This window comes from Mycolicibacter senuensis, from assembly GCF_002101885.1.
GTDB classification, from domain to species: domain Bacteria; phylum Actinomycetota; class Actinomycetes; order Mycobacteriales; family Mycobacteriaceae; genus Mycobacterium; species Mycobacterium senuense.
This window is the reverse complement of sequence record NZ_LQPS01000044.1, coordinates 1-1,406: the sequence shown is the minus strand read 5'-3', so window position 1 is coordinate 1,406 and position 1,406 is coordinate 1. Positions and strand designations below refer to the sequence as shown.

Here is a 1,406-nt window from a genome sequence, read left to right as displayed (position 1 = left end):
GCTCGACCGCGAGCCGGCGATAGCTCAGGCCCGGCCGCCACGAACCGAGGTGCACCTCATAGGTGCTCATCGGCTCCGCCACCGGATCGCGCCGGGCGCGCTGCGCCATCCAGTCGCCGTCACCCCAGCGGTACTCGCTGTGCGTCACCCGCGACGCGGTTCGCGGCGGCACCTCGGTGGCGAAGGCGAACGGGTCGGCACGATCGCTCACGGTGCCATCGGCGCCGTGAATGCGGAACTTGTAGAGACCATCGGGCGGAAAGTCCGGCCAGAACACTTCCCAGACCCCGGAGGAACCCAGCGCGCGCAGCGGTGCGTCGTTGCTGTCCCAGCCGTTGAAGTCACCGATCAGGCCGACGCCTCGGGCGTTGGGCGCCCACACCGCGAACGACACCCCGGACACCTCGCCGCCGGGCGTGGTCAACGTGCGACGGTGGGCGCCGAGCACGTCCCAGAGCCGTTCGTGACGGCCCTCGGCGAACAGGTGTAGGTCGATCTCACCCAGCGTCGGCGCGAACCGGTAACCGTCGGCGACGGTGTGTACCCCGGTCGGCTCGGCGAACTCAGCCGTGTCGGGGTAGTGCATCTCGAGCCGGTAGTCGGCTAGCCCGGTCAACGGCAGCGCGACCGCGAACAGTCCGGAACCGAGGTGCCGCATCGGGAATCGGTCGGCACCGACCAACACCACGGTGCGGCGCGCGCGTGGCCGCAGCACCCGGATCACCGTGTCTTTGCCGTACTCGTGGGCGCCCAGAATGGCGTGCGGATCATGGTGTTCCCCGGCCAATAGCCGGGTCAGGTCCGCCGCTGCGGGCGCCAACTGTCGGGACATCGGATTCACCTGCGACGCAGCAGGGCGGTGCGGGCCTGCGCATTGATCCGTGGCATGTTGACGATATGGGCCACCGCCCGTGCCGGATCGAGCCGCACCCAATTCTCCCGTCCCCAGTGGTAGTCCTCACCGCTGATCTGGTCTCGCACCCAGAAGCGCTGGTAGTCCTCCATGCCCAGCGCCCACATGTCCAGCCGCAGCGTCGCGTGCTCGGCGACGAACGGGTTGAGGGTGACCACCACCAGCACGGTGTCGCCGCTGGCCGGATCGAACTTGCTGTAGGCCAGCAACGCATCGTTGTCGACATGATGGAAGTGCACGGTGCGCAGCTGGCTCAACGCCGGATGCACCCGGCGGATCTCGTTGAGCCGGGCGATGAACGGTTCCAACGACCGCCCCTCGGCGACGGCGGCGGCGAAATCGCGTGGCCGCAGCTCGTACTTCTCTGAATGAAGGTATTCTTCGCTGCCCTCACGCAACGCGCGGTCCTCGAACAGTTCGAAGCCGGAATACACCCCCCATGCCGGGCCCATCGTCGCCGCCAGCACCGCCCGGATGGCGAACATGCCGGGCC

The 1,406-nt window shown here is 68.5% G+C and carries 1 protein-coding gene and 1 pseudogene; both read right to left on the bottom strand.

The window, feature by feature from the left end; genetic code table 11:
* Positions 1–832: GlgB N-terminal domain-containing protein (locus AWC24_RS17530; RefSeq protein WP_420094215.1), on the bottom strand; the 832-nt coding region annotated here is incomplete at its 3' end.
* Positions 833–837: 5 nt separating this feature from the next.
* A pseudogene (locus AWC24_RS17525) lies at positions 838–1,406 on the bottom strand (alpha-1,4-glucan--maltose-1-phosphate maltosyltransferase); the annotation flags it as partial.